A 1,301-nucleotide genomic window follows, 5' to 3' on the forward strand; every position below is an offset into this window, starting at 1 on the left:
GCGGCGGCTTCGCGGCATCCTGTTCCTTCTGCCATTGGAATGTGCCGTCCCACTCTGGCAGCTTCGCGGGCGGCAGGGGCACGATCTGGTCGATGTCCGAGACCTTTGGATTCAGGCCGTCGTGGTCGTTGAGGAACTTCCAGATCAATCCGTAGCGGCGTGAGCGTTCATGATCTGTGGGCTGTCCGATGTAAGACATCTCGTCCGATGGATTCGTGTCGAAACCAAACTTAAGGAAAGACGCCGATTGCGCATTTCCTGCTACCACACCCTTTTGAAACGCTTGGACAGCCTGCGAGTATTGCTTGTCCGTCAAAAGGTCTACAGCGAGATAACTGGCCGCCTTTCCGTATCCTTGGTCAGTTGCGCAATCCATCATCTGCCGCGAGATGTCTGGAGCATTATCTTTACCTGAAAGCAAATCACCCACGTAGTACTGTGCTTCCGGGCTACCAAGGTCCGCTGCCTTGCGGATGTATATCCGCGCCTTCTTCTCGTCCTGCTTCACGCCGTAGCCGAGTTCGAGGTAGTGGCCCATGTCGTAGTAGCCGCCAGGAATGCCCGCTGCGATCAGTTGTTCGACCAAGCCAATCGTTTCCGTAGCCGCATGAGGAGACGATGCCTGCCCGGTGGACACCAGTAGTTGCAGATTGTGATTGGCCTTGTAATGACCATACGCGGCGGCGATCCGGTAGTAGCGGGCCGCTGCGTCGAAGTCTTTTGGGCCGGGCTTTTTTTCGAGCAACAGCGCGTACTTGAACAGCGTGTCTGCCTGCGGGTCGAGAGGCGGCAGATGATCAGCTTCGTGGACGCAGATAAAAGACAGTTTCGCGCGCACGGCGCTCCATTCAGCTTCAGTGGGCATAGGATTATCCTTGTTTGAACAAGCGCATAGCGCGAGCGCCAGGCAGATCGCAATCGATGTGTTTTGCTTCATCGTTCAGTCCAACCGCAAACGGCTCGCACCATTCCACATGAATCCAATGAGTGACGCGAAGGGAGCCAAACCGTTTTTTTGATTACTGGCATTTCTTGTAATGATATTTTCCCAACCCTGAGCTGCATCGTCCGCAACATCAGACACCGCGTTTTGAAGTCCCTTCGTATGAATATTCCACAGGTGCCTACGCAACGGCTGCGTCACGTCCATCCGCTCGTGACAGATGTTCAACTCGCTGTCTACCTGCATGCTGCGCCGGTTAACATTGGCCGAACCGTGCGTGAGAAACACGTCATCGATAATCATGATCTTGCTATGAACGTAGACCGGCATCCATGTGCTGCCCGCTGGCGAGTCCGGC

Annotated in this window: 2 protein-coding genes; both read right to left on the minus strand. The window is 55.0% G+C overall.

Going from position 1 to position 1,301, the window contains the following annotated elements:
* Positions 1-937, minus strand: a 937-nt coding sequence (locus tag QCE48_RS31565) for a DUF6396 domain-containing protein (RefSeq protein WP_309794469.1), incomplete at its 3' end; no start/stop codon positions are given.
* 3 nt (positions 938-940) lie between these two features.
* The coding region (locus QCE48_RS31570; RefSeq protein ID WP_309794471.1) for a phospholipase D-like domain-containing protein at positions 941-1,301 on the minus strand (361 nt) is incomplete at its 5' end.

Source organism: Caballeronia sp. LZ024 (genome assembly GCF_031451455.1).
GTDB classification, from domain to species: Bacteria; Pseudomonadota; Gammaproteobacteria; order Burkholderiales; family Burkholderiaceae; genus Caballeronia; species Caballeronia telluris.